19 protein-coding genes and 4 pseudogenes are annotated in these 26178 nt (G+C 63.3%); 5 read left to right on the top strand and 18 right to left on the bottom strand.

Going from position 1 to position 26178, the window contains the following annotated elements; genetic code table 11:
- The 13 genes and pseudogenes from X760_RS0138330 to X760_RS59000 form a co-directional block, all read right to left on the bottom strand.
- Window positions 1-345: pseudogene (locus X760_RS0138330) on the bottom strand (peptigoglycan-binding protein LysM); the annotation flags it as partial.
- Between the two features lie 352 nt (window positions 346-697).
- Complete coding sequence (locus tag X760_RS59055; RefSeq protein ID WP_031194310.1) at window positions 698-1363, bottom strand: protein-L-isoaspartate(D-aspartate) O-methyltransferase; 666 nt, start codon at window positions 1361-1363, stop codon at window positions 698-700.
- Entirely contained in the window at window positions 1360-2118 is a 759-nt protein-coding gene (surE, locus tag X760_RS59050; RefSeq protein WP_023720063.1) for a 5'/3'-nucleotidase SurE, read from the bottom strand. The genes X760_RS59055 and surE overlap by 4 nt, the downstream gene beginning before the upstream one ends.
- Entirely contained in the window at window positions 2118-3422 is a 1305-nt protein-coding gene (serS, locus tag X760_RS59045; RefSeq protein WP_023720062.1) for a serine--tRNA ligase, read from the bottom strand. Before serS ends, surE begins: the two co-directional genes overlap by 1 nt.
- A gap of 465 nt (window positions 3423-3887) precedes the next feature.
- The gene (tatC, locus tag X760_RS59040; protein ID WP_023720061.1) at window positions 3888-4751 is read right to left on the bottom strand and encodes a twin-arginine translocase subunit TatC; all 864 of its coding nucleotides are present in this window, start codon (window positions 4749-4751) and stop codon (window positions 3888-3890) included.
- The gene (gene tatB / locus X760_RS59035) at window positions 4748-5452 is read right to left on the bottom strand and encodes a Sec-independent protein translocase protein TatB (RefSeq protein ID WP_023720060.1); all 705 of its coding nucleotides are present in this window, start codon (window positions 5450-5452) and stop codon (window positions 4748-4750) included. The genes tatC and tatB overlap by 4 nt, the downstream gene beginning before the upstream one ends.
- Before the next feature lie 62 nt (window positions 5453-5514).
- Entirely contained in the window at window positions 5515-5736 is a 222-nt protein-coding gene (locus tag X760_RS59030; RefSeq protein WP_023678929.1) for a twin-arginine translocase TatA/TatE family subunit, read from the bottom strand.
- A 178-nt stretch (window positions 5737-5914) separates the two neighbouring features.
- Window positions 5915-6694, bottom strand: a complete 780-nt coding sequence (gene scpB / locus X760_RS59025; RefSeq protein WP_023720059.1) for an SMC-Scp complex subunit ScpB — start codon at window positions 6692-6694, stop codon at window positions 5915-5917.
- Complete coding sequence (locus X760_RS59020; protein WP_023720058.1) at window positions 6691-7491, bottom strand: ScpA family protein; 801 nt, start codon at window positions 7489-7491, stop codon at window positions 6691-6693. Before X760_RS59020 ends, scpB begins: the two co-directional genes overlap by 4 nt.
- A 58-nt stretch (window positions 7492-7549) precedes the next feature.
- The gene (nagZ, locus tag X760_RS59015; protein WP_023720057.1) at window positions 7550-8569 is read right to left on the bottom strand and encodes a beta-N-acetylhexosaminidase; all 1020 of its coding nucleotides are present in this window, start codon (window positions 8567-8569) and stop codon (window positions 7550-7552) included.
- Window positions 8570-8688: 119 nt separating this feature from the next.
- Complete coding sequence (locus X760_RS59010; protein ID WP_023720056.1) at window positions 8689-12378, bottom strand: SPOR domain-containing protein; 3690 nt, start codon at window positions 12376-12378, stop codon at window positions 8689-8691.
- Window positions 12379-12481: 103 nt separating this feature from the next.
- On the bottom strand, window positions 12482-14239 hold the full coding sequence (gene argS / locus X760_RS59005) for an arginine--tRNA ligase (RefSeq protein ID WP_023720055.1): 1758 nt from the start codon (window positions 14237-14239) through the stop codon (window positions 12482-12484).
- 61 nt (window positions 14240-14300) lie between these two features.
- The gene (locus X760_RS59000; protein ID WP_023720054.1) at window positions 14301-15515 is read right to left on the bottom strand and encodes a deoxyguanosinetriphosphate triphosphohydrolase; all 1215 of its coding nucleotides are present in this window, start codon (window positions 15513-15515) and stop codon (window positions 14301-14303) included.
- 73 nt (window positions 15516-15588) lie between these two features.
- Here X760_RS59000 and erpA point away from each other — a divergent pair, with 73 nt between their 5' ends.
- The 5 genes and pseudogenes from erpA to X760_RS58980 all read left to right on the top strand — a co-directional run bounded on the left by erpA (window position 15589) and on the right by X760_RS58980 (window position 17619).
- Window positions 15589-15936, top strand: a complete 348-nt coding sequence (gene erpA, locus X760_RS58995) for an iron-sulfur cluster insertion protein ErpA (protein WP_031194309.1) — start codon at window positions 15589-15591, stop codon at window positions 15934-15936.
- A 2-nt stretch (window positions 15937-15938) separates the two neighbouring features.
- Window positions 15939-16091, top strand: a pseudogene (locus tag X760_RS76410) (VOC family protein); the annotation flags it as partial.
- Window positions 16092-16093: 2 nt separating this feature from the next.
- Window positions 16094-16402: pseudogene (locus X760_RS58990) on the top strand (glyoxalase); the annotation flags it as partial.
- Between the two features lie 30 nt (window positions 16403-16432).
- Window positions 16433-17227, top strand: a complete 795-nt coding sequence (xth, locus tag X760_RS58985; RefSeq protein WP_023720052.1) for an exodeoxyribonuclease III — start codon at window positions 16433-16435, stop codon at window positions 17225-17227.
- 77 nt (window positions 17228-17304) lie between these two features.
- Window positions 17305-17619, top strand: a complete 315-nt coding sequence (locus X760_RS58980) for a hypothetical protein (protein ID WP_023720051.1) — start codon at window positions 17305-17307, stop codon at window positions 17617-17619.
- 24 nt (window positions 17620-17643) lie between these two features.
- Here X760_RS58980 and X760_RS58975 read toward each other — a convergent pair whose 3' ends face one another.
- The 5 genes and pseudogenes from X760_RS58975 to X760_RS58955 all read right to left on the bottom strand — a co-directional run bounded on the left by X760_RS58975 (window position 17644) and on the right by X760_RS58955 (window position 26152).
- Window positions 17644-18480, bottom strand: a complete 837-nt coding sequence (locus X760_RS58975) for a tetratricopeptide repeat protein (protein ID WP_023678939.1) — start codon at window positions 18478-18480, stop codon at window positions 17644-17646.
- A complete protein-coding gene (gene ilvD, locus X760_RS58970) occupies window positions 18467-20191 on the bottom strand; it encodes a dihydroxy-acid dehydratase (RefSeq protein WP_023720050.1) in 1725 nt (574 codons plus the stop codon). Before ilvD ends, X760_RS58975 begins: the two co-directional genes overlap by 14 nt.
- A gap of 278 nt (window positions 20192-20469) precedes the next feature.
- Entirely contained in the window at window positions 20470-21690 is a 1221-nt protein-coding gene (locus X760_RS58965; protein ID WP_023720049.1) for an outer membrane protein transport protein, read from the bottom strand.
- A gap of 380 nt (window positions 21691-22070) precedes the next feature.
- Window positions 22071-24852, bottom strand: a pseudogene (locus tag X760_RS58960) (valine--tRNA ligase).
- Between the two features lie 436 nt (window positions 24853-25288).
- Window positions 25289-26152 carry a PopZ family protein gene (locus tag X760_RS58955; protein WP_023720048.1) on the bottom strand — a complete coding sequence of 288 codons (864 nt, stop codon included), beginning with the start codon at window positions 26150-26152 and terminating at the stop codon, window positions 25289-25291.
- Window positions 26153-26178: the final 26 nt, after the last annotated feature.

The raw sequence follows: 26178 nt of genomic DNA, 5'->3' as shown, positions 1-26178 counted from the left end.
CAGGGCCGGCGCGGCAGCGGTACGCACCGGGCGAGCGGCGGGTGCCAGGGCGGGAGCCGGCGGCGGCAATTGCTGCGCCGTAACCGGTTCGAGGCTTGAGCGGCTGACCGACTGGGTGTGGCTGCCGTCGATCGGCGCGGCCGCAACATCGCCCGGATAGGGCTGGGCAGCATCCTGCTTGTCGATGATGGCGCGCTGGTTGTTGGTCGAGGCGGTGAACACGTCGTCGACGCTGTTGAACCGCGCCACCTGGGAACTACACCCCGTCGCAGCGCCTGCAATCATGAGGACGGCGCAGCCACGCGCCAGATTGCGTCCGTTTGCCTTCAAAACACTGAATTGCATCGCACTAACCCGCACAGACCCGGTACAACTGAACCTGATTAAAGCGCGTTAATGTTACCGGTCGGTTAAACCTGTAGAATCAGACGCAAATTTTCTTAAAATGTTTCGAGGAAGGCTCTCAGCTTCGTCATCCTAGGGCGGAGCAGGAGCGGAGCTCCGTCGCGGAGACCCTGGGATCCATTCCGTGACATTGGCCGAAGAATGCGGCGGAGCAGAATTCTGCACCCTTGCAACGCCTCAAGGGCGTGGCATGGATCCTAGGGTCTGCGCTGTGTCGCTCCGCTCCTCGCTGCGCCCCAGGATGACGAAGCACCAGGCTTCGGCTGCCGCCAAGCGGCCGATGGTTAGGATATCAAATCACCGCCGCGACACTGCGCAGGATCGGCTGCAGACGCACCAGGCCGATATCCTCGCGTTCGAAGCGGCTGCCGACCTTGGTCAGCTTGGCCAGCACCTGCTCGCCCTCGTCGGGTCCGATGGGCGCAATGACGATGCCGCCGCTCGACAATTGGTCGAGCAGGAAACGCGGCAGGCTGTCGAAGGCCGCCCAGGCGACGATGCGGTCGAACGGCGCTTCGTTGGCCAGCCCGTTGGAACCGTCCGCCTGGCGCACGATGACGTTGCCGATGGCGAGTGCCTCGAGACGCTGCCGGGCCTGTTCGGCCAGCGTCTTGTAACGGTCGATGGTGACGATCCGCGCGGCAAGCCGCGACATCACCGCCGCCGTGTAGCCGGACCCGGTGCCGATCTCGAGCACGCGGTTGCCCGGTTCGATGGCAAGTGCCGCGATCACCGCCGCCTGCAGGTCGGCGCCTTCGATGGCCTCGCCGCATTCGATTGGCAGCATACGGTCGGACCAGGCAATCGAGTGGAAATGCGGAGACAGGAAGCCGCGCCGCGGCGTCGCCTCGAAGGCGGCGATCAGCGCCTTCGGCACCGTGCCCCTGCCGCGCAGGCGAAGCAGGAAGGCAGCGAAACCTTCGCGTTCGTCGAACGTTGCAGCGTGATTCAAGTTCATGCGAGCGCCTTGGCCAGTTGATCGCGGATTTCATGCGCGGTGAGATCGAGCTGCAGCGGCGTCACCGACACCAGCCGATTGCGCAAGGCATGGAGGTCGCTGCCTTGCTTGCCCTCGACCGGCTCGCGGCCGAAGCGCAGCCAGTAGTAAGGCAGGCCGCGCCCGTCGCGCCGCTCGTCGACCCACAGGCTGTGGACCAGCTTGCCCTGCGAAGTGACCACAGTTCCGGCGATCTCTTCCGGCGCACAATTCGGAAAATTGACGTTGAGCAGCACGCCGTCCGGCAACGGCATGGCGACGAGCTTTTGGAGCAGCGCCGGCGCCAGCGCCTCGGTTGTCTCATAGGGAACGACGCGATCCTCGCCGACATAGGAATAGGCCTGGCTGATGGCGATCGATCGCACGCCGAGCAGCGCGCCTTCCATGGCACCGGCGACCGTGCCCGAATAGGTGACGTCGTCGGCGATGTTGGCGCCGGAATTGACGCCGGACAGGATCAGGTCAGGCGCTTCGGGCAGGATCTTTTTCACGCCCATGATGACGCAGTCGGTCGGCGTGCCGCGCACCGCAAAGTGCTTTTCGCCGATTTTCCTGAGGCGAAGCGGCTCCGAGATCGACAGCGAATGCGCATAGCCGGACTGGTCCTGTTCCGGCGCCACCACCCAGACGTCGTCCGAGAGCGTGCGGGCGATGCGTTCGAGCGATGCAAGGCCCTCGGCATGGATGCCGTCGTCGTTGGTCAGAAGGACGCGCATTATTTCGATTCGATCTTTTCCAGACCGCCCATGTAAGGCCGAAGCGCTTCAGGAATGGTTACGCTGCCGTCTTCATTCTGGTAATTTTCGATGAGGGCAATGAGAGCGCGGCCGACGGCGGTGCCCGAACCGTTCAGCGTGTGGACGAAGCGATTGCCCTTGCCGTCCTTGTCCTTGTAGCGGGCGTCCATGCGCCGCGCCTGGAAATCGCCGCATACCGAGCACGACGAGATCTCGCGATAGGCATTCTGGCCGGGCAGCCAGACCTCGATATCGTAGGTCTTGCGCGCGCCAAAGCCCATGTCGCCGGTGCACAGCGTCATGGTGCGGAACGGCAGGCCGAGCCGCTTCAGCACCTCCTCGGCGCATTGCGTCATGCGCTCGTGCTCGGCGACTGACGAGTCCTGATCGGTTATCGACACCAGCTCGACCTTGTAGAACTGGTGCTGCCGCAGCATGCCGCGCGTGTCGCGCCCGGCCGAGCCCGCCTCCGAGCGGAAGCAAGGCGTCAGCGCGGTATAGCGCAGCGGAAGTTTTTCGTGCGGCGTGATCTCATCGCGAACGAGATTGGTGAGCGGCACTTCGGCGGTTGGGATTAGGCCAAGCCTGCCGTCCCCAGGCCGAACGAAGAATAAATCCTCCTCGAATTTCGGCAGCTGCCCAGTCCCGAAAAGCGCCTCGTCGCGCACCATCAGCGGCGGCTGGATCTCCACATAGCCGTGCTCGGTCGTATGCAGGTCGAGCATGAACTGGCCGAGTGCGCGCTCCATCCGCGCCAGTCCGCCTTTCAGCACCGTGAAGCGCGAGCCGGAAAGCTTGGCCGCACGCTCGAAATCCATCATGCCGAGCGCTTCGCCGATCTCGAAATGCTCCTTCACCCAGTTCGGCCGCGTCGGCACCTCACCGACGACGCGCTTGACGACATTGTCGCGCTCGTCCTTGCCGACCGGCACATCGTCGAACGGCACGTTGGGCAGCACCGCCAATGCGTCGTTCAGCGCCTTGTCGAGCTCGCGTTCGCGCGCCTCGCCGTTCTGGATGAAGGCCTTGATCTCGCCGACCTCAGCCTTCAGCCGTTCGGCAAGGGCGGCATCGCCCGAGCGCATGGCATTGCCGATCTCCTTCGATGCGGCGTTGCGGCGTTCCTGCCTGGTCTGCAGCTCGGTCAGATGCTCGCGCCGCGCCTCATCCGCGGCGATCAGATCGTCGACCGTGGACTGCGCCTCCCCGGCCGACCACGAGCGCTTCTGAAGCGCCTCGACAAGGGTCTTCGGGTTGTCGCGAATCCATTTGATGTCAAGCATGGTCTGTTCGTCCTCGGCGCAGCGGTTTCGGGACAACGAAATGCCCAAAACAAAGACCAGAGGGCGTAAACCGCATCCCTGATCGATGCAAGATGTGAAGCCTGGCGTTTCCTCACGCCCCCCTCTGTCCTGCCGGACATCTCCCCCACGAGTGGGGAGATTGGCCGCCATAGCGGCTTTCGCCAATCTCCGGCGCTGAAAAAGCAAGCCGTCGCCCAAGCTGCCGATCTCCCCCCAAGTGGGGGAGATGTCCGGCAGGACAGAGGGGGGGGCGCTGTCCCGCCGACCTCAGGTAGGCAGCACTCGCAACATTTGGTCGAAAGGAACCTGAAACAAAAACCCGCCTCAGAGGGCGGGTCGTCGGCGCCGAATCAGCACTATACCCAGATTAGTAGCATAGCTGCCGGCACAAAGCAAGAACAAAGTTGCTGCGGCCGGAAGAAAGATGCCAGCCGGTAACCCCACCTACGTCGACGACGCGTCCGCCGGCTTTTCGGCCACCTCTTCCGTGGCGTCCTGCTTTTCGCGGGCGACACGGTCGCGCTCCTTGCTGCGCTCGATCAAGCGAGCCGACCAGATCGAGACCTCGTAGAGCAGGATCGTCGGAATTGCGAGGCCGATCTGGCTCATCGGGTCGGGCGGCGTCAGCACCGCCGCCACGACGAAGGCGATGACGATCGCCCATTTGCGCTTCTCGGCCAACCCTTGCGACGACAGCATGCCGACCCGCGTCATCAGGCTTGTCACCACCGGCAACTGGAACACCAGGCCGAAGGAGAAGATCAGCGTCATGATCAGGCTGAGATATTCGGACACTTTCGGCAGCAGCGAAATCTGCACCTGGTCGTTGGTGCCGGTCTGCTGCATGGCGAGGAAGAACCACATCACCATCGGCGTAAAGAAGAAATAGACCAGCGACGCGCCCATCAGAAACAGGATCGGCGAGGCGATCAGGAACGGCAGGAAGGCATTGCGCTCGTTCTTGTAGAGGCCGGGCGCGATGAATTTGTAGATCTGCGTGGCGATCAACGGAAAAGCGATGACCATACCGCCGAACATGGCGAGCTTGACCTGGGTAAAGAAGAACTCCTGCGGCGCCGTATAGATCAGCTCGACCTTGTGCGGATCGAGCCCGGCCCATTGGGTCGCCCATCTGAACGGGATCACCAACAGGTTGAACAGCTTCTTGGCGAAGAAGAAGCACACAAGAAAAGCAACGAAAAAACCGCCGATCGACCACATCAGCCGCCGGCGCAACTCGATCAGGTGCTCCATCAGCGGAGCCGACGATTTTTCGATCTCGTCCTTTTCCGTGTCCGAAGTGCTCACTTGGCGGCTCCCGCCGTTTTCGTGGCGGCCGGCTTCTTCGTTGCTGCCGCAGGCTTCTTCGCTGCTGCCGCCGGCTTCTTCGCTGCTGATGACTGCGCTTTCGGCTCAGCTTTTGTGGCGACCTTTGGCGCAGCGGCCTTTGCCGGCTTGGCCGGCACGGCAGCCGCGGCTTTCGCGGGCGCCGGCTTCTTCTTTGCCGCCGGCGCTTTTTGCGGCACGGCCGCTGCAGTCGTTTGCGCCTCTACTGCCGGCGCCACGACGGACTCGTCCGTCATCGCCGGAAAGATCGGCGTGGCCGGCGTCGGCTCCGGCGGGCTGACGCCCGGCATCGTCGTCGCGCCGTTCTTCAGCGGCTCGGCTGCCTGCTCTGTCGAGGCGGCCTCGACCGCCGGCTTGGGTTTCATCACGGCATCGACGCCGGAACGGACGTCGGCGGCGGCCTGCTCGAATGGATTGAGCTGCTTCCTGATCTCGGCTGCCGGATTGAGGCTTCTCAGCGAATCGACCGACTTCTTGACGTCGTCGAGTTCGGCTTCCTTCAGTGCGTCGTTGAACTGCCGCTGGAAATCCGACGCCATGGCGCGCAGCTTCGCCGTTGTGCGGCCGAAGGTGCGCAGCATGTTGGGCAAATCCTTGGGCCCGACGACCACGATCATGACGATCGCGATCACCAGCATCTCGGTCCAGCCGACTTCGAACATGGCTATACGTTCCGACTCAAGTTTCAGGCCGACTCAAGTTTTGGCCAACCAAAGTTTTGGGCTCAGCTTTTGCTGGCCTTTTCCTTCGGTACCGACACGGTCTCGTCGGAACGGTGTTCGACGGTGCGCTTGTCCTCGGCAGTCTCGTCGTCGGCCATGCCCTTCTTGAAGCTCTTGATGCCCTTGGCCATGTCGCCCATCAGCTCGGGGATCTTGCCGCGGCCGAAGACCAGCAGCACGATCACCAGAACGATCATCCAGTGCCAAATCGAAAATGAACCCATAGCAAATCTCTCTCGAACGGTTTCCCAGACGCTGATCTATGCGCTTTCGGGTTCGGATTCAAACAGAACTGCGACAGAGTTCATGAATGAGTGGCCGAAGTCACGCACTTTCGGCACGGCGGCCCGCTACCAATCGGCGCAGTTCCATCCTGGCTGTGGCTTAAAGATGGCGCTCGGCTCAATCGTCCGTGACGCGCGGCGTCAAAAGGCCGAGTTCCTCGAGGTCGATGTCGGTCAGCGGATCCTCGTCGTCGGTGAGCGCATCGGGGTCGGCCGGCGGCAGCGGCACCGAGAAATTCGACGGCATGCGGCCGGACAGCAATCCTGCACCCTTCAATTCCTCCATGCCGGGGAGATCGCGGATCTCCTCCAGTGCGAAATGGTCGAGAAAAATGTCCGTCGTGCCGTAGGTGACGGGACGGCCGGGCGTGCGGCGCCGGCCGCGCATTCTCACCCATTCCGTCTCCATCAGCGTGTCGAGCGTCCCCTTTGACGTCTCGACGCCGCGGATGTCCTCGATCTCGGCGCGCGTCACCGGCTGGTGGTAGGCGATGATCGCCAGCACTTCGAGGGCAGCGCGGGACAGCTTGCGCTGCTGCACCGTGTCGCGGCTCATCAGGAAGGCGAGGTCGCCGGCGGTGCGGAAGGCCCAGGCATCGCCGACGCGCACCAGATTGACGCCGCGCCGCGCATAGATCTGCTGCAGTTCGGCCATCGCCGCGGCAATGTTGATGCCGTCGGGCAGCCGCGAAGTGAGCTGTTTTTCGCTGACCGGCTCGGCGCTGGCGAATACGATCGCCTCGGCCATCCGTACGGCCTCCGCCATATGCAGCCGCTCGCCGGGATTCTGCGACAAATTCTGCCCCTGGTTTTGTGCCGGGTTCTCGGCAACCGCGCCTTGCTCGGCGTCGTCCTCGACCTTGAACGGAATGACCGAAGCGTTGGCGCGTTCGCTCATGGTGTCACCTCGACTATCTTGATGGCTTGAGCGCGGCCGCGCAGATAAAGCGGCGCGAACACCTGGTCCTGCCGCATCTCCATCTTGCCTTCGCGCACCAGTTCCAGCGTTGCGGCAAACGAGCTGGCGACAGCGGTGCGCCGCTCTTCCGGGCCGGCCAGATATTCGACCAGGAAACTGTCGAGCGCCGTCCAGTCGCGCAGCGACCCGATCAGCCTGATCAGCACGTCGCGCGCATCCTTGAGCGACCACACGCCGCGCCTGGCGATCGTCACATTGGTGATCGCCTGCTTTTGGCGCTGCTGGGCATAGGCGGTCAACAAATCGTAGAGCGAGGCCGAATAGGCATTTCGCTTCTCGATGATGACCATTTCCGGCATGCCGCGCGCAAACACGTCGCGTCCGAGCCGGTTGCGGTTGACCAGCCGTGCCGCCGCGTCGCGCATCGCCTCCAGCCGCTTCAGCCGGAACTGCAGCACTGCCGCCAGTTCCTCGCCGCTTTCGCCTTCGTCGCCGGGCTGCTTGGGGATCAGGAGCTTCGACTTGAGGAAGGCCAGCCATGCCGCCATCACCAGATAGTCGGCGGCAAGCTCCAGCCGCAGCGCCCTCACCTTCTCGACGAAGGCCAGATATTGTTCGGCCAGCGCCAGGATCGAGATGCGCGACAGGTCGACCTTCTGGTTGCGGGCAAGATGCAGCAGAAGATCGAGCGGACCTTCGAAACCGGCCACATCGACGACCAAAGCGGGATCGCCGGTCAACCGGGAATCGTCGTTCTCGGCCCACAGACGGTCCATCGGTGCGGCCTTGCCGGCCTTCAGGTCCAATGTTTCCGCCACTTCGCTTCCTTTGATGCTAGGCCACCGCGTCGAAATAACTGGCAAATTCGGCCCGAATCTCGGTCTCGTCCGCTACGTCACGGTTCCTGATATAGGTCAGCGCCCGCTCCGCGCGGTCAAACGACTTGCCTTCAAGTCCGGTCGTTCGCGATGCAATGCCGGCCATCTCCTCAAACACGCCGTTGCAGTGAAGGACCAGATCGCAGCCCGCCGCAAGGATAGCGGCCGCCTTTGACGGGAAATCCCCAGAAAGTGCCTTCATCGAGGTGTCGTCGCTCATCAACAGACCGTCGAAGCCGATTTCGCCGCGGATGATCTTTTCGATGACCTTGCCGGATGTCGTGGCCGGGTTCTTCGGGTCGATCGCGCTATAGACGACATGCGCCGTCATCGCCATCGGCAAATGGTTGAGCTCCCTGAACGGCGCAAAATCATGCCGCTGCAGGTCGCCGATCAAGGCGTCGACGGTCGGCAGTTCGAAATGCGTGTCGGCGAAGGCCCTTCCATGGCCGGGAATATGCTTCATCACCGGCAGCACGCCGCCCGCCATCAGGCCTTCCGCCGCGGCGCGACCCAATTCGATGACGGCGCGCGGCTCCTTGCCATAGGCGCGTGCGCCGATGACGTCGCTGGCGCCCTCGATCGGCACGTCGAGCACCGGCAGGCAATCCGCCGTGATGCCGTAGCGCAGCAGATCGAAGGCATGCAGCCGCGCCATCAGCCAGGCGGCACGGGTGCCGGCGTCATGGTCGTCGCGCCACAAGGCGCCGAGTGCGCCGGCAGCCGGATAGTTCGGCGCCAGCGGCGGCCGCAGGCGCTGCACCCGGCCGCCCTCCTGGTCAATGAATACCGGCGCATCCGCGCGCCCGACGCAGTCGCGCATGGCGGCGACCAGATCGCGGATCTGCTCGGTCTCGCCGATATTGCGCGCAAACAGGATGAAACCCCACGGGCATTCGTTGCGGTAGAAACGGATCTCGTCGCGGGTCAGTGATTTCCCGGCGCAGCCGAGGATCATGGATTTTGATTCGGTCATGCGGAACAGTTTAGAGCTTCGCGCCGACAAAGGGAATCGCCCGCAATTGCCTCCAGGGATTTCCGTTCACGCAAAAAAGCCGGCGCGAGCGCCGGCTTTTCGAGAGGTTTTTGGTGCCGCTAGTGGGACACGAAGCAATTGCCGCCGGCAGCCTTGTAGCTGGTGCACAGTTTGATCGCCTCGTTGCGCGACTGCGCTGGAACGCGGACGCGGTAGAAGGTGCCCTTGCCGGCAATTTCGGCCTTGACGATGTTGGCGGTGCGGCCGGAAAGCACGCTGCCGTAGCGGCGCTGCAGATCCTGATAAGTCGACTGGGCGCTTTCGACTGTCGGCTGCGAAGCGATCTGTATCGACCACGAACCAGCGCCGGCCGCGGCCGGATCGATGGAAGCAACCTGATCGGGCTTGACTTCGCCGACTACGTCGACCGGCTGGTCGGACGGACGCTGCGGCGCCACTGGGACCGTGGCCGGGGTGTTGGCGGACTGCTTGCTGGCTGAGGGCTGGGCCTTGGCTTCGGCCTTGGTGTCGGGCTTGGGCGCCGGCTGCAGCTTGGTGGTTTCGGCCTGATCGCCACTCGCCTGATCGCCACTCGGCTGGTCACCAATCTTCTGATCGCCAATCTTCGGATCACTTGTCATCTGCTCGATCAGGGGCACGGTGCCAGTCTGCGCGGCGGCGTCGGCCTGGGCCGACGGAGCCACGTGCTGCGGCGCCGGATCTGCCGGCTCGGCAGCAGCCATCTGCGGGGCGGCAGGCGCCGGATCCTCGCGCGCCACCAGCGAGCCGTCAGGTTTCACGACCATGGTCCGTACCTTGCGCGGCGCAACGGCGACGATCTCGGGGTTGGCACCCTTCTCGGCCTCCTGCAGAACCTGCGCGATGCGATCCTCGGACTTGGGCGCCGGTGCGGCGGCAGTTTCGGTACCGCCAGCGGCATTGGCGCCAAGCGCATCGGTGTCAGGCGCGTTGGTATCAGGCGCGTTGATACCAGAGGCGTTGGTGTCGGACGCCACTGTGCCGGGCGCGTCGAGATCGTCCGCGGCGTCGGGGTCATTGGGCGAAAGATCGACGACGCGGCTCTCCGGTTCGTTGGCTTTCAGGTCCACAGGCTCTTCGGTGTTGGTGACCAGCTTCTGCTGAACGGGCTCGGCGGGCTTGGCGCCCTTGACCACAGCGTCATAGACCTTGTTGTCCTGGTTCGGCACGACGGCGCCGCCTGGATTTTCCGGCTTGATCTTGATCGGCCTGTTGTCGGCCTTGACGATAACCGGCGCATCGCTGCCGCTCTTGCCGCCGAGGGTCAACGCAAAGGCGCCAAGGCCTCCGGCGATCGCCACCGCGCCAACCACCGCTCCTATCAGCAGCCCGCGCCTGCGCGGCTGCCTTTCGGCCCCGCGTTCGGCAAGACCCGGAACCGACATCTCCTCGTCCAGTTCGGGATCGTAATCGAGCTCATCGAAGGTGAAATCGTCGGCTTGCGAAACCGGCTGGCCACTGGGCAATGGGCCCAGATCGAAACCGTCCGCTGCATCGGCATAGGAAGCGGCCGCCGCGCTGACGGGGGCTTCCGCAGGCTTGGCGCCATAGGCGCGCGTCTCGCCACGATCTTGCTTATAACCAGACGCAAAGCCCGCATCGTATTCATCGTCATAGCCAGCACTGCGCACCGGGGCAGGCGCTATATCCGTGGCATTCATTTCGGTGAGAAGGCTGGCAAAATCGGCATCAAGATCGTCGTAGGCGGGCGCCACCGGCTCGTCATCGTCGAAGTTGAGCTCCGGAATGTCGAGATCGTCCGCCAGCGCCACGACGCGCTCGGGCACGTCGACCGTCTCGACATCGGGCATCTCGTCATACGCGGAAGGCTGTTGATGCGAGGTTGGCGCAGCTTCCGTGTAGGCGGGCCGATCTTCATAGGACGGCCTCTCTTCACGGGATGCCTGGCCTTCATAGGACGGCGCCTCTTCGACCGGTGCGGCCCGATAGGACGGCGCCGCAGCCGGCTGCGGCGGTGGTGCCGGACGCGCCGAAGCCACCGGCTGGCCTGCAAAAGCGGGCTGAGGCTGTGCGACCGGCGTCACGCGGCTCCACGAGCGGGCCGGCTCGGGCGGCGTGGCGCGTGTCGTCAGCCAGTTCAGCGCATCGAGCGGATCTTCTTCGGAAGCAGCTGCGGCACTCTTGTCGGCCGAGTCATGATCCAGGCCGATATTCCTGGCGAAGTCGGCATCGAGCGCATCGTTGTCTAACTCATCCGCAGGTCCGGCAGCGGCTTCAACACCGAAATCCTCGCCTTCAAGCTCATCGAGGAGGACACTGCCAAGATCGGCGTCATCGGCGGCACTGGACCGCTGCGGCTCAGCGGGCTCGTGCTCGTCGAGTTCCCAATCCAGCTCGTCGACAGCATGCACCGGTTCGTTGGCGACGTCTTTGACCGCCGCCATTGGCTGTTCAGCGGCCACTGCTGGCTTCTGAGTTACCGGCGCGATGGGCTGCTGAACAGCCATCACGGGCTTCTGGGCAGTCTGCTGGCTCATCTGAGGTTCGTTGACCGCTTGTGCCGGCCGTGTGCTCATCGCACCGAGCAGCGCGTTCAGTTCGTCTTCCAGGCTGCGTTCCTCAGCCACTGGGGCCGTCGGGACGACAGCGGCCGGCGCCGCTGGTTCGGCTGCAACGACCTGCGCCACGGGCTCTTCGGCGTCCTCGGCAGGCGCATCGTCGAAGCTCAGATCGAAATCGTCGTCGAACACCGCTTCAGCGGCCGTGCCGGAAAGCCGGGCGGCCTCTGGCTCTTCGACCGACAGCTCTTCGATAAACTCTGGTTCTTCGATTTCGGCAGGCTCGTTCGGGCGAACGTCGAAGTCCATGTCGACATCGGCCATGGCATCATCGAAATGGCCGGCAAAATTCTCATCGGCCGCCTCAACCGGGGATGCCGGGGCGGCGACCGCCGGCTCCTGCTCGTCGAACATCAGCTCGTCTTCGAGCGAGCTCGCAACGGCATCGTCGAACTCGTCATCGAACGCAGGCGCGGCGGCTTGCGCGGCGGTTTCAACGGCGACGGTCTGCTCCATCGGCTCATGCTCTTCGAACATCAGCTCGTCTTCGAGCGAGCTGGCCACGGCGTTGTCGAACTCATTGTCGAAGGCAGGCTCGTCGTCGAAGGCAGGCTCGTCGACCGGCGCGTATGCATCGGCTGCGGCCCTGGGTCCGTCCTCGCCCGTCGCCCCGATCTTACCCGTCACATCGTCGTCGCGCCGAAAATCCTGGTCGACAGGGCCGGCAAGTTCGTCGTCACTCGACAAGTCGTCCTCGAACGGCGACACGTCTTCGAGCGAGCCGGCGACGGCATTATCGAACTCGTCGTCGAACTCCGGCTCGACAGCGGGAGCGAACGACCTTTCGGGGCCGGAGGCAATTTCGTCGGCGGCAACAGGAGCGGCCGCAACAGGAGCAGCATCATCCACCGCACTGTCGTCGAACGCGAAATCCTGTTCGAACGAGGCGGCAAGCGCGTCCTCCATCTCATCCGTGCTAGCCGGTTCGGGTGCCGGCTCGCGAAACTCGACAGGGGAAGCATTGTCATTGGCGTCGGCGCCGAACTCGCCCATCAACTCCTTCTCGAGATCGATGTCGAAATCGCCCTCGCCCACCGGCGGCTCGACGGCAGCGGTTTTCGGCTGGGCCGGCGTTTGCGGTTTGACCGGCTGGCGCGGGTCGAACCCCATGATCCTGGTCAGTTCCGCGAACGGATCATCGTTGGCGATGTCGTTGTGGTCGGCTGCTCTCAGCTGGGTTCTGTCTGCCATTATTGTTCCCGAACTCGCACTCATTCGGACGCCATGGACGTCGCGTAGGGTTGGCCCTTACCAGCGCAATGTGGGCAAAAGGTGACAGGTTTTTTACTCAAACCTAACGCATTTCGGTGGGCGCATTGGCTCCGATCAGCGTCAGGCCGGACGTCAAAACGTCCGAAACAGCCTGCACCAGCCCTAGTCTGGCATGCGTCAATTGTCGGTCGTTAACCTTAACAAAACGTAAGTCGGGATTATCGGTGCCCCGGTTCCAGTGTCCGTGGAAGCTGGAAGCGAGTTCGTAGAGGTAGAATGCCAGCCGGTGGGGCTCAAGCGCGAGCGCCGCGGCTTCGATCAGCCGCGGATATTCGGCAAGCTTTCTGATCAGGCCGATCTCACCCTCGTCGGTCAGCAAAGCCACTTCGGCGGCCAGCTGGTTGCGGTCGAACATGGCCTCGCCCAATTGCTCGCTTGCCTGCCGGAACACCGAATGGCAGCGCGCCGAGGCATACTGCACGTAGAATACCGGATTGTCCTTCGACTGCTCGGTCACCTTGGCGAAGTCGAAGTCGAGCGGCGCGTCGTTCTTGCGGTAGAGCATCATGAAGCGGATCGGGTCGCGGCCGACCTCCTCGACCACTTCGCGCAGGGTCACGAACTCGCCCGACCGCTTCGACATGCGCACCGGCTCGCCGGCGCGAAACAGCCTCACCAGCTGGCAAAGCAGCACGGTAAGCTTGACCTCGTCGCCGGCAATCGCCCGGGCAAGCGCTTCCAGCCGTTTCACATAGCCGCCATGATCGGCGCCAAGCACATAGATCAGGTCGACGAAGCCGCGATCGACCTTGTCCTTGAGGTAAGCGACATCGGCAGCGAAATAGGTGAAGGTACCGTCCGACTTGACCAGCGCCCGGTCCATGTCGTCGCCGACCGCGGTCGAGCGGAACAGCGTCTGCTCGCGGTCCTCCCAGTCGTCCGGCTTCTCGCCCTTGGGCGGCGGCAGCTTGCCCTTGTAGATGTGGCCCTTCAGCGTCAGGTCGCTGATCGCCGAGCGGATCTTCTTCGCATTGTTGGCATGCAGCGTCCGCTCGGAAAAGAAGACGTCGTGATGCACGTTGAGCAGCGCCAGATCCTCGCGGATCATCGCCATCATCGCGTCGATCGTCCTGTCCTTGACGATGGCAAGTGCCTCCTCGTCCGGCATCTGCAGTAGGGAGCGGCCGAATTCGCTGGCCAACGCCTGACCAACGGGGATCAGATAGTCGCCTGGATAAAGCCCGGCCGGAATCTCGCCGATCTCATCGCCAAGCGCCTCGCGGTAGCGCAGCATGACCGAGCGTCCGAGCACGTCGATCTGCGAACCGGCATCGTTGATGACATATTCCTTGGTCACGTCGTAACCGGCGAAGGCCATCAGGTTGGCGAGCGCGTCGCCGACCACGGCACCCCGGCAATGGCCGACATGCATCGGTCCGGTCGGGTTGGCCGAGACATATTCGACATTGGTTTTCTTGCCGCCGCCGACAGTCGAGCGGCCGTAATTGCGGCCTTTGCCGAGCAGCGCCGTCAGATGCGCCTGCCAGAAGCCGTCCTTGAGCCTGAGATTGACGAAGCCCGGACCGGCGATCTCGGCGGCCGCGATATCCTCGTCGGCGCGCAGCGCCTCGGCCAGCCTTTCGGCCAGCGCGCGCGGGTTCTGGCCGGTCGGCTTGGCCAACACCATGGCAGCGTTGGTGGCGAGATCGCCATGGCTGGCATCGCGCGGCGGCTCGACGGCGATGCGCGACAGATCCGGCGGCACGCCATCCTTGTCTTTCAAATCAAGCGCTTCGACGGCCTTTATGATTCGCGCGTTGAAATCGGCGAAGATGTTCATTGCTATGGCTCTGACGGTTTTGCAGGGATCCGGCTCGTTGGCCGGCAAAATCGCGCCCGCCCTAGCTCAAATCCGGCGTATGGTCAAACAAACGGCTGTGTTCCTTGAGTGCATAAGTGTCCGTCATGCCAGCCAGGAAATCGGCAACACTGCGCGCCTTGACGCGATCCTCCGCCCGATCGAGCCCTTCGCGCCAGCCATCCGGCATGGCGCGCGGATCGGCGAAATAGACGTCGAACAGGTCCCTGACGATCTGGTCGGCGTCGGCGCGCACCCGCATGACCTCCGCGTGCCGATAGAGATGCTTGTAGAGAAAGGCCTTCAGCTCCTTTTCCGATACGGCCGTCTCGGCGGAGAAGCTCACCATCGTCTCGCCGGCCGCCCTTACCGCCTCGGCGCTGTCGGGCTTGATGCGCGCCAGATTGGCCGTCGTCGAGACGATCACGTCCTCGACCATGATAGTGATCTGCCGGCGCATCAGCTCGTGGCCGGTGCGTACGTCATCGAGCGCCGGATAGCGCTCACGCACCCCCTTGAGGATCGACCCCGGCAGCGAGAGGTCCTCCAGCATGTCCAGCGTCAGCAGCCCTGCCCTCAGCCCGTCGTCGATGTCATGGGTGTTGTAGGCGATGTCGTCGGCAATCGCCGCGCACTGCGCCTCGATACCGGCGAAGCGGTCGAGTTCGAGGTCGTGCAGTTCGGAATAGTCGCGGATCGCCTGCGGCACCGGCCCCTTCAGCCCTTTGCCCTTGGCATCGGTCAGTGGGCCATTGTGCTTGACCAGCCCCTCCAGCGTTTCCCAGGTGAGGTTCAGCCCATCGAACTCGGCATAGCGCCGCTCCAGCCGCGTCACCACGCGCAGCGATTGCGCATTGTGGTCGAAGCCGCCCCAGGCGGCCATCTTCTCGTTCAGCGCGTCCTCGCCGGTATGGCCGAAGGGTGTGTGGCCGAAGTCGTGCACCAGGGCCACCGCCTCGGCCAGGTCCTCGTCGCCGCGCAGTGCCCGCGCCAGAGCGCGTGCAATTTGCGCCACCTCGATCGAATGCGTAAGCCTTGTGCGGTAATGGTCGCCTTCGTGTGCGACGAACACTTGCGTCTTGTGCTTCAGCCGGCGGAACGCCGTCGAATGGATGATGCGGTCGCGGTCGCGCTGGAACGGCGTGCGCGTCGGGCTTTCCACCTCGTCGAACAGCCGGCCGCGCGACTTCGCCGGGTCGCTGGCATAGGCCGCGCGCGGCCGATAGCCGAATCCGATGTCGCCCAACTCGTTGGTCATAGCGTATGCCGCAGTTGACTTGCCCCGTCGCGCTTCATACCTATCATACGAAACCGAAAGCAAGGTGACGCCCATGGGCGCTGATGCCAAGACCGCCATGAAAGTCGAGATGACCGACGCCGCCGCCAAGCGGATCGCCAAGATCGTGGCGAGCGAAGCCGGCAAGACGGCCCTGCGCGTCTCGGTCGAGGGCGGCGGCTGTTCCGGCTTCTCCTACAAGTTCGATCTGGTCGATAGGCGCAATGATGACGACGTCGCCATCGAGAAGGACGGCGCAACCGTGCTGATCGACGACGTGTCGCTGGTCTATATGGGCGGCTCGGTGATCGATTTTGTCGACGATCTGATGGGCCAGTCGTTCCAGATCAGGAACCCCAATGCGGTCGCCTCCTGCGGCTGCGGCACCAGCTTCTCGATCTAGAAATGCCCGACATCGGCGCGGTCCGTCAGATCGCGCTTTCCGCCGGACGCGACCTCGACGCAACGCTGGCCTTCTGGCGCGAGGTGCTCGGCATGAGTCTGCATGCGCGTTTCGATCCTCCAGGCATCGCCTTCATCATGGCAGGTGACGTGCGCCNGTGCTCGGCATGAGTCTGCATGCGCGTTTCGATCCTCCAGGCATCGCCTTCATCATGGCAGGTGACGTGCGCCTGCTTTTCACCGACGGCCTGCCGGCCGGCACCGTCTATCTCGACATATCGGACCTCGAAGAGTTCCACGCTTCGGCAAGGGCCGCCGGTGTTCCCTTCACCGCGCCGCCGGCGCTCGTCCATCGCGACACCGAAGGCCTGTTCGGCCAGGCGGGGGAAAGCGAGTGGATGGCCTTCCTAAAGGACCCGGCAGGCAATACGATCGGCCTTGTCGAACGTCACCCGCCGGATCGCTAGTCTCCGGACCACCAGCCTATCGAGGACGTCATGAAAATCGTCACCTGGAACATCAACGGCGTCCGCGCCCGCATCGGCAATTTGACCCATTGGCTGACGGAAAGCGCGCCCGACATCGCCTGCCTGCAGGAGATCAAGACGGTCGACGAGCAATTTCCTCGCGCCGAGATCGAGGCGCTCGGCTACAATGTCGAGACCTACGGCCAAAAAGGCTTCAACGGCGTCGCCATCCTGTCGAAGCTGCGTTTCGACGAGGTCAATCGCGGCTTGCCGGGCGACGATGCCGACGAGCAGGCGCGTTTCATCGAAGGCGTGTTCTCGACCGACAAGGGCGCCTTGCGGGTTGCCTCTATCTATCTGCCGAACGGCAACCCAATCGACGACGAGAAGAAGTTCTCCTACAAGCTTTCCTGGATGACGCGGCTGGAGCGCTGGGCCGAGGAGCGGCTTGCACTGGAAGAGCCGCTGGTCCTGGCCGGCGACTACAATGTCATTCCTGAGCCGGCCGATGCGAAATATCCGGAAAACTGGCTAAGCGACGCGCTGTTCCAGCCCGCAACGCGGCAGGCGTTCCGGCGGCTGAAGAATCTCGGCTTCACCGAAGCCGTGCGTGCCGTCACCGACGCCCCCGACGTCTTTACGTTCTGGGACTATCAGGCCGGCGCCTGGCAGAAGAACAACGGCATCCGCATCGACCACCTGCTTCTGTCGCCCGAAGCCGCCAATTGGTTTTCCTCGGCTTCGATCGAAAAACAGGTGCGCGCCTGGGAAAAACCCTCCGACCATGTGCCGGTGGCGATCGATCTGGCGCTGCGGCCGGCCTGATCGGAGCTGCTGTCCGGCGGCACATTGAGAAGTTGACCTCTTATCGCCACAAATCGCGCGCTTGATGAGAAATCATCATGGTGGCTGGGGTTCCCATGACTATCCGACTTGCACTTTGCACGTGTGCCGCGGCGCTCGCTTTTGGCGCGATGCCGGCCGTTGCCGCTCCGCTATGCCTTGCCAATGGCAAATCGTTCCAGATCGGTCAAATGGCCTGCCTGACACTTGCCGGACAAAGCCACCTCGCCCGCTGCGAGATGGTGCTCAACAACACGTCCTGGACAAAGCAGCGGGACGGCTGCCCGGAGAACACACTGGCCCCGCATCTGCAAGGCACGCCGATATCAACACCGGCGCCCGGCGGCGTGCCGGCGAAACCGACCGAGAACTGATTTAAATCGACAAATCCCGCCGGCCTACTGGTCGCCGCCACCCTTGGTCAGGATATCGTCGGCCAGCGAAATCGCGGTGCGACGGTCGGCTTCGCCGGCGGCGGCAAACGCTTCTTCCTGCATGCCGCGGATCCATGGCTGGTCGGCGGGTGAGGCTCGTTCGAGTGCCGCGGTCATCATCGCCAGCCCGCGGACGATCTTGCCGCTTTGGAAAAGCAGGTTGCCGAGCGTCGCCTGCGCGCCCGCATGGCCCTTTTCGGCCGCCAGCTGGAACCAGCGTCCGGCCTGCTTGACGCTGGCCTTGACGCCGCCCTCGCCCTTGAGGAACATCTGGCCCATCTCGAACTGGGCGTTCGGATTGCGGTAGTTGGCGGCGGCACGCATGTAATATTCCTGGGCCGCCACCTCGTTCTCCTCGACGGGGCTGCCGGGAATGCCTTTCCTCAGATAGTCGCCAAGCGCCACCAGCGCGTCCGAAACATAGCTTTCCTCGGGCGAACCGGGCTCGACGTCCTGGTCGACGATCTCGCTGAAGAACTTGAACGCCGCGTAGTCGTCTCGCGCCACGCCATCGCCTTCGGCATACATGCGCGCAAGCTTCCAGGTGGCGCCGATCTGGCCGTTCTCGGCGGCATATTTGTAGGCTTCCGCGGCCTGCTCCTTATGGCCGTTCTTGTAAGCGGAAAAGCCGAACTGGAACACCGCCCACGGGCTCGACTGCGGCTTCACGCCGGTCTTGTCGTCGAACACCTTGTCGTCGAAGGCCATGGCCTGGCCGACGGCGCCTAAGGTCGCGCCAAACGTGGCGAGCGCAACCAGTGCCGAAAGGACAGACGACCTCAACAACTCAGATGTCCGCATAGCAGTGTGTTTCTTTGGCACCGCCCGGATGGGTGACCGCGCCGTCGCGGGCAGATCCGACCGTCTGTGCGTATTTCCAGATCGCGCCCGACTGATAGTCGGTCGTGCGCGCCTTCCATGCTTTTGCCCTCGCCGCCAGTTCGGCTTTGGACAATGCAACCTCGATCGTGCCGTTCACCGCATCGATCGAGATCAAGTCGCCGTCTTTCAGAAGCCCGATCGGGCCACCGACGGCCGCTTCCGGCCCGACATGGCCGATGCAGAAACCGCGCGTCGCGCCAGAAAAACGCCCGTCGGTGATGAGCGCCACCTTGCCGCCCATGCCCTGGCCGTAGAGAGCCGCCGTCGTCGACAGCATTTCGCGCATGCCCGGGCCGCCGCGCGGACCCTCGTAACGGATGACGAGAACCTCGCCTTCGCTATAGTTACGGCGCGTAACCGCCTCGAAACATTCCTCTTCCGAATCGAAGCAGCGCGCCGGACCCGAGAATTTGAGTTCCGCCATGCCTGCGACCTTCACGATCGCGCCTTCGGGGGCAAGGTTACCCTTCAAGCCCACGACCCCGCCGGTCTGGGTAATCGGCTTGTTGGCGGGACGGACCACATCCTGGCTGTCATTCCAGGAAACATGTTCCATATTTTCGGCCAAAGTGCGGCCGGTCACCGTCAGGCAATCGCCATGAAGATAGCCATGGTCGAGCAGCGTCTTCATCAAGAGCGGAATGCCGCCGGCCTCGAACATGTCCTTGGCGACGTATTTGCCGCCCGGCTTGAGGTCGGCGATGTAGGGTGTCTTTTCGAATATCCTGGCCACGTCGAAAAGGTCGAACTTTATCCCGGCTTCGTGCGCGATCGCCGGCAGATGCAGCGCCGCGTTGGTCGAGCCGCCGGTGGCCGAGACCACGGTCGCGGCATTTTCCAACGCTTTCATCGTAACGATGTCGCGAGGGCGGATGTTCCTTGCGATCAACTCCATGATCTTTTCGCCGGAAGCGAAATTGAAGCGGTCGCGCATCTCGTAGGGTGCCGGCGCGCCGCAGGAATAGGGCAGCGCCAGGCCGATCGCCTCAGCGACGGTGGCCATGGTGTTGGCGGTGAACTGGGCGCCGCAGGAGCCGGCCGACGGACACGCGGCTTGCTCGATTTCTAGCAGTTCGGCGTCGCCGATGGTGCCGACCGAATGCTGGCCGACCGCCTCGAATACGTCCTGCACGGTGATCTGCCGGCCACGGTAGCTGCCGGGCAGGATCGAGCCGCCATAGATGAAGATGGACGGCACGTTGAGGCGCACCATAGCCATCATCATGCCGGGCAGCGACTTGTCGCAACCGGCCAGGCCGACCAGCGCATCGTAGCAATGGCCGCGCATGGTAAGCTCGACTGAATCGGCGATGACCTCGCGTGACACCAGCGACGACTTCATGCCCTGGTGGCCCATGGCGATGCCGTCGGTGACGGTGATGGTGCAGAATTCGCGCGGCGTGCCTTTGGCGGCCGCCACGCCCTTCTTGACCACTTGCGCCTGGCGCATCAGTGAGATGTTGCAAGGTGCGGCCTCGTTCCAGCAGCTGGCGACACCAACCAGCGGCTGCGCGATCTCGGCCGCCGACAGCCCCATCGCATAGAGGTAGGAGCGATGCGGCGCCCGCTCGGGACCAACGGTCACGTGACGGCTTGGCAGCTTGGCCTTGGAGATCGCTCTGGCGTCCATACTCGTCCTCGCCGCGGGCGGTGCGGCCTGCCTCTTCGCCTAGCCTTTTGGCGCGTGTCCCGAGACAAGTTCGAGGTGCGCCGGGTTTATGGCGGGAAATGGGCAATGTTCCCGGGCGGCCGGGTGGCGCGAGGGTTGTTCAGAAACTGTTGCCGAAACGTCACAATTATCGGAGCGAACATCATAGGGGCAATTGTTGCGCTGGCCGAATGACGGATGACGCACCGAACGAAACGACCGGGCAGTGCCCGGCCGTTTTGTCGTTTAAAAATTTGTAGTTAGAACTTGATCTTGACGGAAGCCGAACCGGCGAGAAGCAGGTCGTTGCCGTAGGTATAGGTGACGGCATTTGCCACGTCGCCGACACCGCTGAAAGTCGATGACCCGCTCGTCAGCACACCGATCGAGCCGCCGAGCCTGACCTCGACCTGGTCGTTCGGCGAATAGGAGACGCCGCTGGCCACGGCCCAGGTATCCGACTGATAGCCGGAGGTCGTCGAGGTGCCGCGATCCCAGGTCAGCGAAACCACGCCCGACAATTGGTCGGTGAACTTGTGACCGATACCGCCCGTGATCGTCCAGCCGTCGCGATAAAGCAGGTCGAATGAAACGGGCGAGGGAGCACCGGTTACCGGGCTGCGCACGCCATTGATGGCAATGACGCCAAGCTTGCTCCACTCCTGCCAGCGGATGGAACCAAAGGCCAGCCAGCCAGGAGCTATACCGCTCTGCAGCTTGAATTCCAGAGCCTGAGGTATCTCGGCCGACGCCGAGACTGGGTACACGCCGGTAGAGCCAGGAACCAGATCCGCTGGAAAGGCGCCCCTGAAGCCGGTCGTGTCGACCGTTCCCGACAGCCCGTCATATTTGTAGCTGGAAGAGTACATCAGGCTGGCGCGCAGAGCGATCTCGGGGATCTCATGGGTTGCGCCCGCACGCCAACCCCATGCCTCGTCGGACAGCTTGAAGACACCGAGGCCGGTATTGCCGAAGGCGAGCAGTGTCTGGCGGGACAGAAACGCGTCGACCTGCTGGTAGGAGACACCGCCAATGAATCGTATGGCGCCCTTGCCGACGTTCACCTTGTAGGAGCAGGTGAGGCCGAAATCGTCTGTGTCGACGGAGTATTTGACCGCTGTCGGCGAATAGGCGTTGTTCATGCCGAAATTTGCGTCCGCACCATACGGTCTGGTATAGGTGGCAAGACAGTCTACGGGCTCAAAGATGTTGGCCTTGATGCCGACATGCGGCACCGCATAGTCGCCACCAACATCCACCGCCGACGTCGACAATCCCGACCCATCCAGACGCTGCACATTCTTGAGTTTGCGCTGGGGCGAAACATAGGTGACGCCTGCGTCGAACGAATATGGCGCCGCGTCGAACAGCTGGTCGATGTTGACGCCGCCCCGGTCAAAGCCCCCGGCTTGCACCGTCCCAACGAAAGCCAGCGAAAAAGCCCCCGCGCCCAGCAGTGCTTTCAGACGCGAATAACACATGAATCTCCTCCCCGAATATCCTTGCATCAAGCTAGAACCAATTCAGGTTAACCGCGCAACAACGAATTCGCCGTGCGTACATGTACACCTTGGCTGAACGCATTTCCGACAAGGTTGCGGTCTTTTTCCCGAGGCGGGAAAATGGCCGCCTCAATACAAATCGACGAGAAAACTCGGGAAAACCGCCTAAATCCTTACAGAACGGGGCATTTTGCGTGCCCAGTCAGCCATTGTTACATTATGGCAACAATGGGGCAAAAACATTCAGTTTGCGTCAAGATTTACGCTGCGGAATGCCTGTTTTCGTGGCAGGCGGCCTGTCTTGAAGGCAGATTCGTGACCGGCGAATCTATTGCGGCCAGCCGGCCCAATTTGTTTGATCAGCCGGCATCGCGCACCCGCGTCAATGCCACCGAAAGCTTCTCTTGCGCCTCGCGATACTCGGCGAGTTTTTCGCGCTCGGCCTCCACCACCTCGTCCGGCGCGTTGGCAACGAATTTCTCGTTGGACAGCTTCTTGTAAAGCCGCGCAATTTCCTCGGTCACTTTGGCAAGCTCCTTCTGCAGGCGCGCTGCCTCGGCGGCAAGGTCGATCAGGCTGCCGAGCGGCAGGCAGATGGTCGCTTCGTTAACGACGATCTGCGCGGAGCCCTTGGGTGCCGCATCGACCAGCGAGATGTCGCCGACCCGCGCCAGCCGCTTGATGGCCGACGCCTGGCGCTCGAGCCTTTCGTGTGTCGTGTCGTTGGCACCGATCACCATCAGGGGTGCTATCGCCGCCGGCGGCACGTTCATTTCCGAACGCACCGAGCGGATGCCGGAGACGAGATCGACCAGCCAGTTGATATCGGCGGCGGCCTCCTCGTCCTCGAAGTCGGGCGACGGCCAAGCCGCATGACAAAGCAGCGACGGCCGTTGCCTGCCCTCGCCGGCGGTTTCGGCCCACAGTTCCTCGGTCATGAACGGCATCATCGGATGCAGCAGCTTGTAGATCTCGTCCAGCACGAAGGCGACGCATGCCCTGCTCTCGGCCTTGGCGGCCTCGTCGGTGCCCATGAATACCGGCTTCAGCAGTTCCAGGTACCAGTCGCAGAACTGGTTCCAGACGAACCGGTAGGCAGCACCCGCCGCCTCGTTGAAGCGGTACGAGGTGATGCCGTCGGTTATGTCGCGCGCGGCTCGCGTCAGCTCCGTCAGGATCCAGCGGTTGACCGCCAGCTTGGCGTCCTGCAGCCAGAAATCGTCGTCGCGCGCCACTTCGTTCATCTCGGCGAAGCGCGTCGCGTTCCACAGCTTGGTGCCGAAATTGCGATAGCCGGCGATGCGGGCCGGATCGAGCTTAACGTCGCGCCCTTGCGCTGCCATCACCGTCAAGGTGAAGCGCAGCGCATCGGCGCCATATTCGTCGATGAGGTCGAGCGGATCGATGACGTTGCCTTTCGACTTCGACATCTTCTGTCCATTCTTGTCGCGAACCAGCGCATGCACATAAACGGTATGAAACGGCTCCTGGTCCATGAAATGCAGGCCCATCATCATCATGCGGGCGACCCAGAAGAAGATGATGTCGAAACCGGTGACCAGCACGTCGGTCGGGTAATAGGTCTTCAGCTCCGGCGTCTGGTCCGGCCAGCCGAGCGTCGAGAACGGCCACAGCGCCGACGAGAACCATGTGTCGAGCACGTCCTCGTCGCGGGTCAGGATCTCGCCAGGCTGGAAATTCTCGAGTTTGTCCTCGACCCAGGCCTTCCACGGCCCTTCCAGCGCCAGATAATATTCGACGGCGGCACCGAGCGCTTCTTCCTCGGTCTTTTCGACAAAGACATGCCCGTCCGGCCCGTACCAGGCAGGGATCTGGTGGCCCCACCAGAGCTGGCGCGAAATGCACCAGGGCTGGATGTTCTCCATCCAGTCGAAATAGGTCTTTTCCCAGTTTTTAGGCACGAAATTGGTACGGCTCTCGCGCACCGAGGCGATCGCCGGCTTGGCCAGTTCCGCCGCATTGACATACCATTGGTCGGTCAGAAACGGCTCGATAGGCACGCCGCCACGGTCGCCGTGCGGCACGGCGTGGCGATGCGGCTCGACCTTTTCAAGAAAGCCGCCCGCCTCCATCAGCTCGACGATCTTCTTGCGCGCATCGAAACGATCCAGGCCATCGAGGCCGTCCCAGACGGCCTGGCGCTCCGGCGTCACTTCCAGTCCCGCCAGAAAGTCCTCATTGTCCTTGAGGCTCACCGCCGCATTGACGGTGAGGATGTTGACCGCCGGCAGCCGGTGGCGCTTGCCGACCTCGAANGTTGAAGTCATGCGCCGGCGTGATCTTGACCGCACCGCTGCCTTTTTCGGGATCGGAATACTCGTCCGCCACCACCGGGATCTTGCGGCCGACGATCGGCAGGATGAGGTTCTTGCCGACGAGATGCCGGAAACGCTCGTCGTCGGGGTGGACTGCGACAGCCGTATCGCCCAGCATCGTCTCGGGGCGGGTCGTCGCAACGGTGATGAAGGTTTTCGGATTTTCCGGATCGAACGTCTTGCCTTCGACCGGATAGCGGAAGTGCCAGAGGTTGCCGTTGACTTCCTGCTGCTCGACCTCGAGATCCGAGATGGCGGTCAACAGCTTCGGGTCCCAGTTCACAAGGCGCTTGTCCTTGTAGATCAGCCCTTCCTTGTAGAGCGTCACGAACACTTCGAGCACTGCCTTCGACAGGCCCTCGTCCATGGTGAAGCGCTCGCGGCTCCAGTCGGCCGAGGCCCCGAGCCGCTTCAGCTGGTTGAGGATGGCGCCACCGGACTCGGCCTTCCACTCCCACACCTTGTCGATGAACTCATCGCGCGTCAGGTCGCGACGGTGGATCTGCTTTTCCATCAGCTGGCGCTCGACCACCATCTGGGTGGCGATGCCGGCATGATCCATGCCCGGCTGCCACAAGACGTTCTTGCCGCGCATGCGCTCGAAGCGCACCAGAATGTCCTGCAGCGTGTTGTTGAGCGCATGGCCCATATGCAGCGAGCCGGTGACGTTCGGCGGCGGGATGACGATGGTGAAGGCTTCAGCCCCCTCCTCGGCGCCGGCACCGGCCCGAAACGCGTCGGCCTCTTCCCAAATCCTGGCAATCTTCGGCTCGACGGCTTTGGCGTCGTAGGTCTTTTCGAGCATGGGAAAACGGTCCGCGCTGTCCGGAATTTGTGGTCCGGTGTAAATCGGAAGGTTGTTGCCAAGTCAACCGCAAGGGCGGCATGGCCGATAGATAGCGCCGGGATGGTTAGGTGCAACTCGCGGAAGTGACGTTGCAAGGCAATCGCTTCAGGTTTGCGCTGCCCCTCATTGCCGTGCCCGTCCTCCGCAGCAGCTGCGCTGAAGCTGCGGAGGGTGGACCGGGCATTTCTCGCCGTGTAGTGACGGGGAGAAAGACGCCTGCACTCCTGTACTGAAGCTTTCGCCAATCACGAACGTTGCGGAAAACGCGGCGGGGTTGCGGTCAGCCCCTTCTGCCCGTCACTATACGGGGAGGGTGCCGGCAGGCGGATGACGGGCAGCGCCGACTTCGACGATTTGCCGGTCGAGCGCCGCCCATCGGCGGCTCTCCGAATTGCTACTGCGCGCCGCGCGCGACGCGCTCGATTTCCTCGCGCACCAGCCGCTCGACCAGCGTCGGCAGGTTGTTGTCCAGCCAGTCCTGCAGCATCGGCCGCAGCATCTCCTCGGCCATCTCGTCGAAGGTCTTCTTGCTGCGGCTGGCAAATGCGTCTGAAAGCTCGCCGAAGGCGGCGGCAACCTGCCGCCCCGTATGTTCCGAAAGGATCGCCGGCCGAGAGTACGGCGCCTCGCTGGCCGCCGAACTCGCCAATCCCATTTTCGAAGGTCCCGGGCCGATTTTCGAAGGTTCCAGGCCGTTTTCCGAAGACTGCGACCCATTTTCAGAAGGCTCCGGCGCAGGTCCAGCAGTCGCCTCGTCTTCGAAAACCTCGGCTTTTGGCCCGGCGTCCGGCGTCCGGGGTGGCTCGGCCCGGTCCGGCTTGGCCATCGCGTCGCCGACCGCTGCGATCTCGCGCCGCCAATCGGCAATGATGGTGTCCGTCGTCTCGGCAGCCTTGGCCGTCGCAGGCCGATCCGGCTTTGCGGGCGGTTCGGGAGCGGTGTTCACCTCAGCCAGAGTGACCGGCGCTTTTGCCGGGCCGGGACGCACTTCCGTATACGCATTGACGGGCGCGGATGATGGCTGCACCTCGGCCCGCGTGGCCGGCTCGGCGATCTCCAGTCCGCCGCGCAGTTCGGAACGGAACGCATCGCCCTCCGCTGCCCGTCCGGCTGCCGGCGCCGGTTGCAGATCCTGGCGCAGCTCGTCCGCGTCGCCCGGCTGCTTGCGGCCGGTATCGCTGTCCTCGATGATCCTTCTGATGGAAGCCAGTATCTCTTCCATGGAAGGTTCGCGCTGTACGCTGCTTGCCGTCGCCATCGTCACATCCGCCGCCCTTGTGACTC

Origin of the sequence: Mesorhizobium sp. LSHC420B00 (genome assembly GCF_000503055.1) — a bacterium.
Taxonomy (GTDB): Bacteria; Pseudomonadota; Alphaproteobacteria; order Rhizobiales; family Rhizobiaceae; genus Mesorhizobium.
Note: the sequence above shows the minus strand (reverse complement) of the source record. Positions and strands in the feature narration are given on the sequence as shown.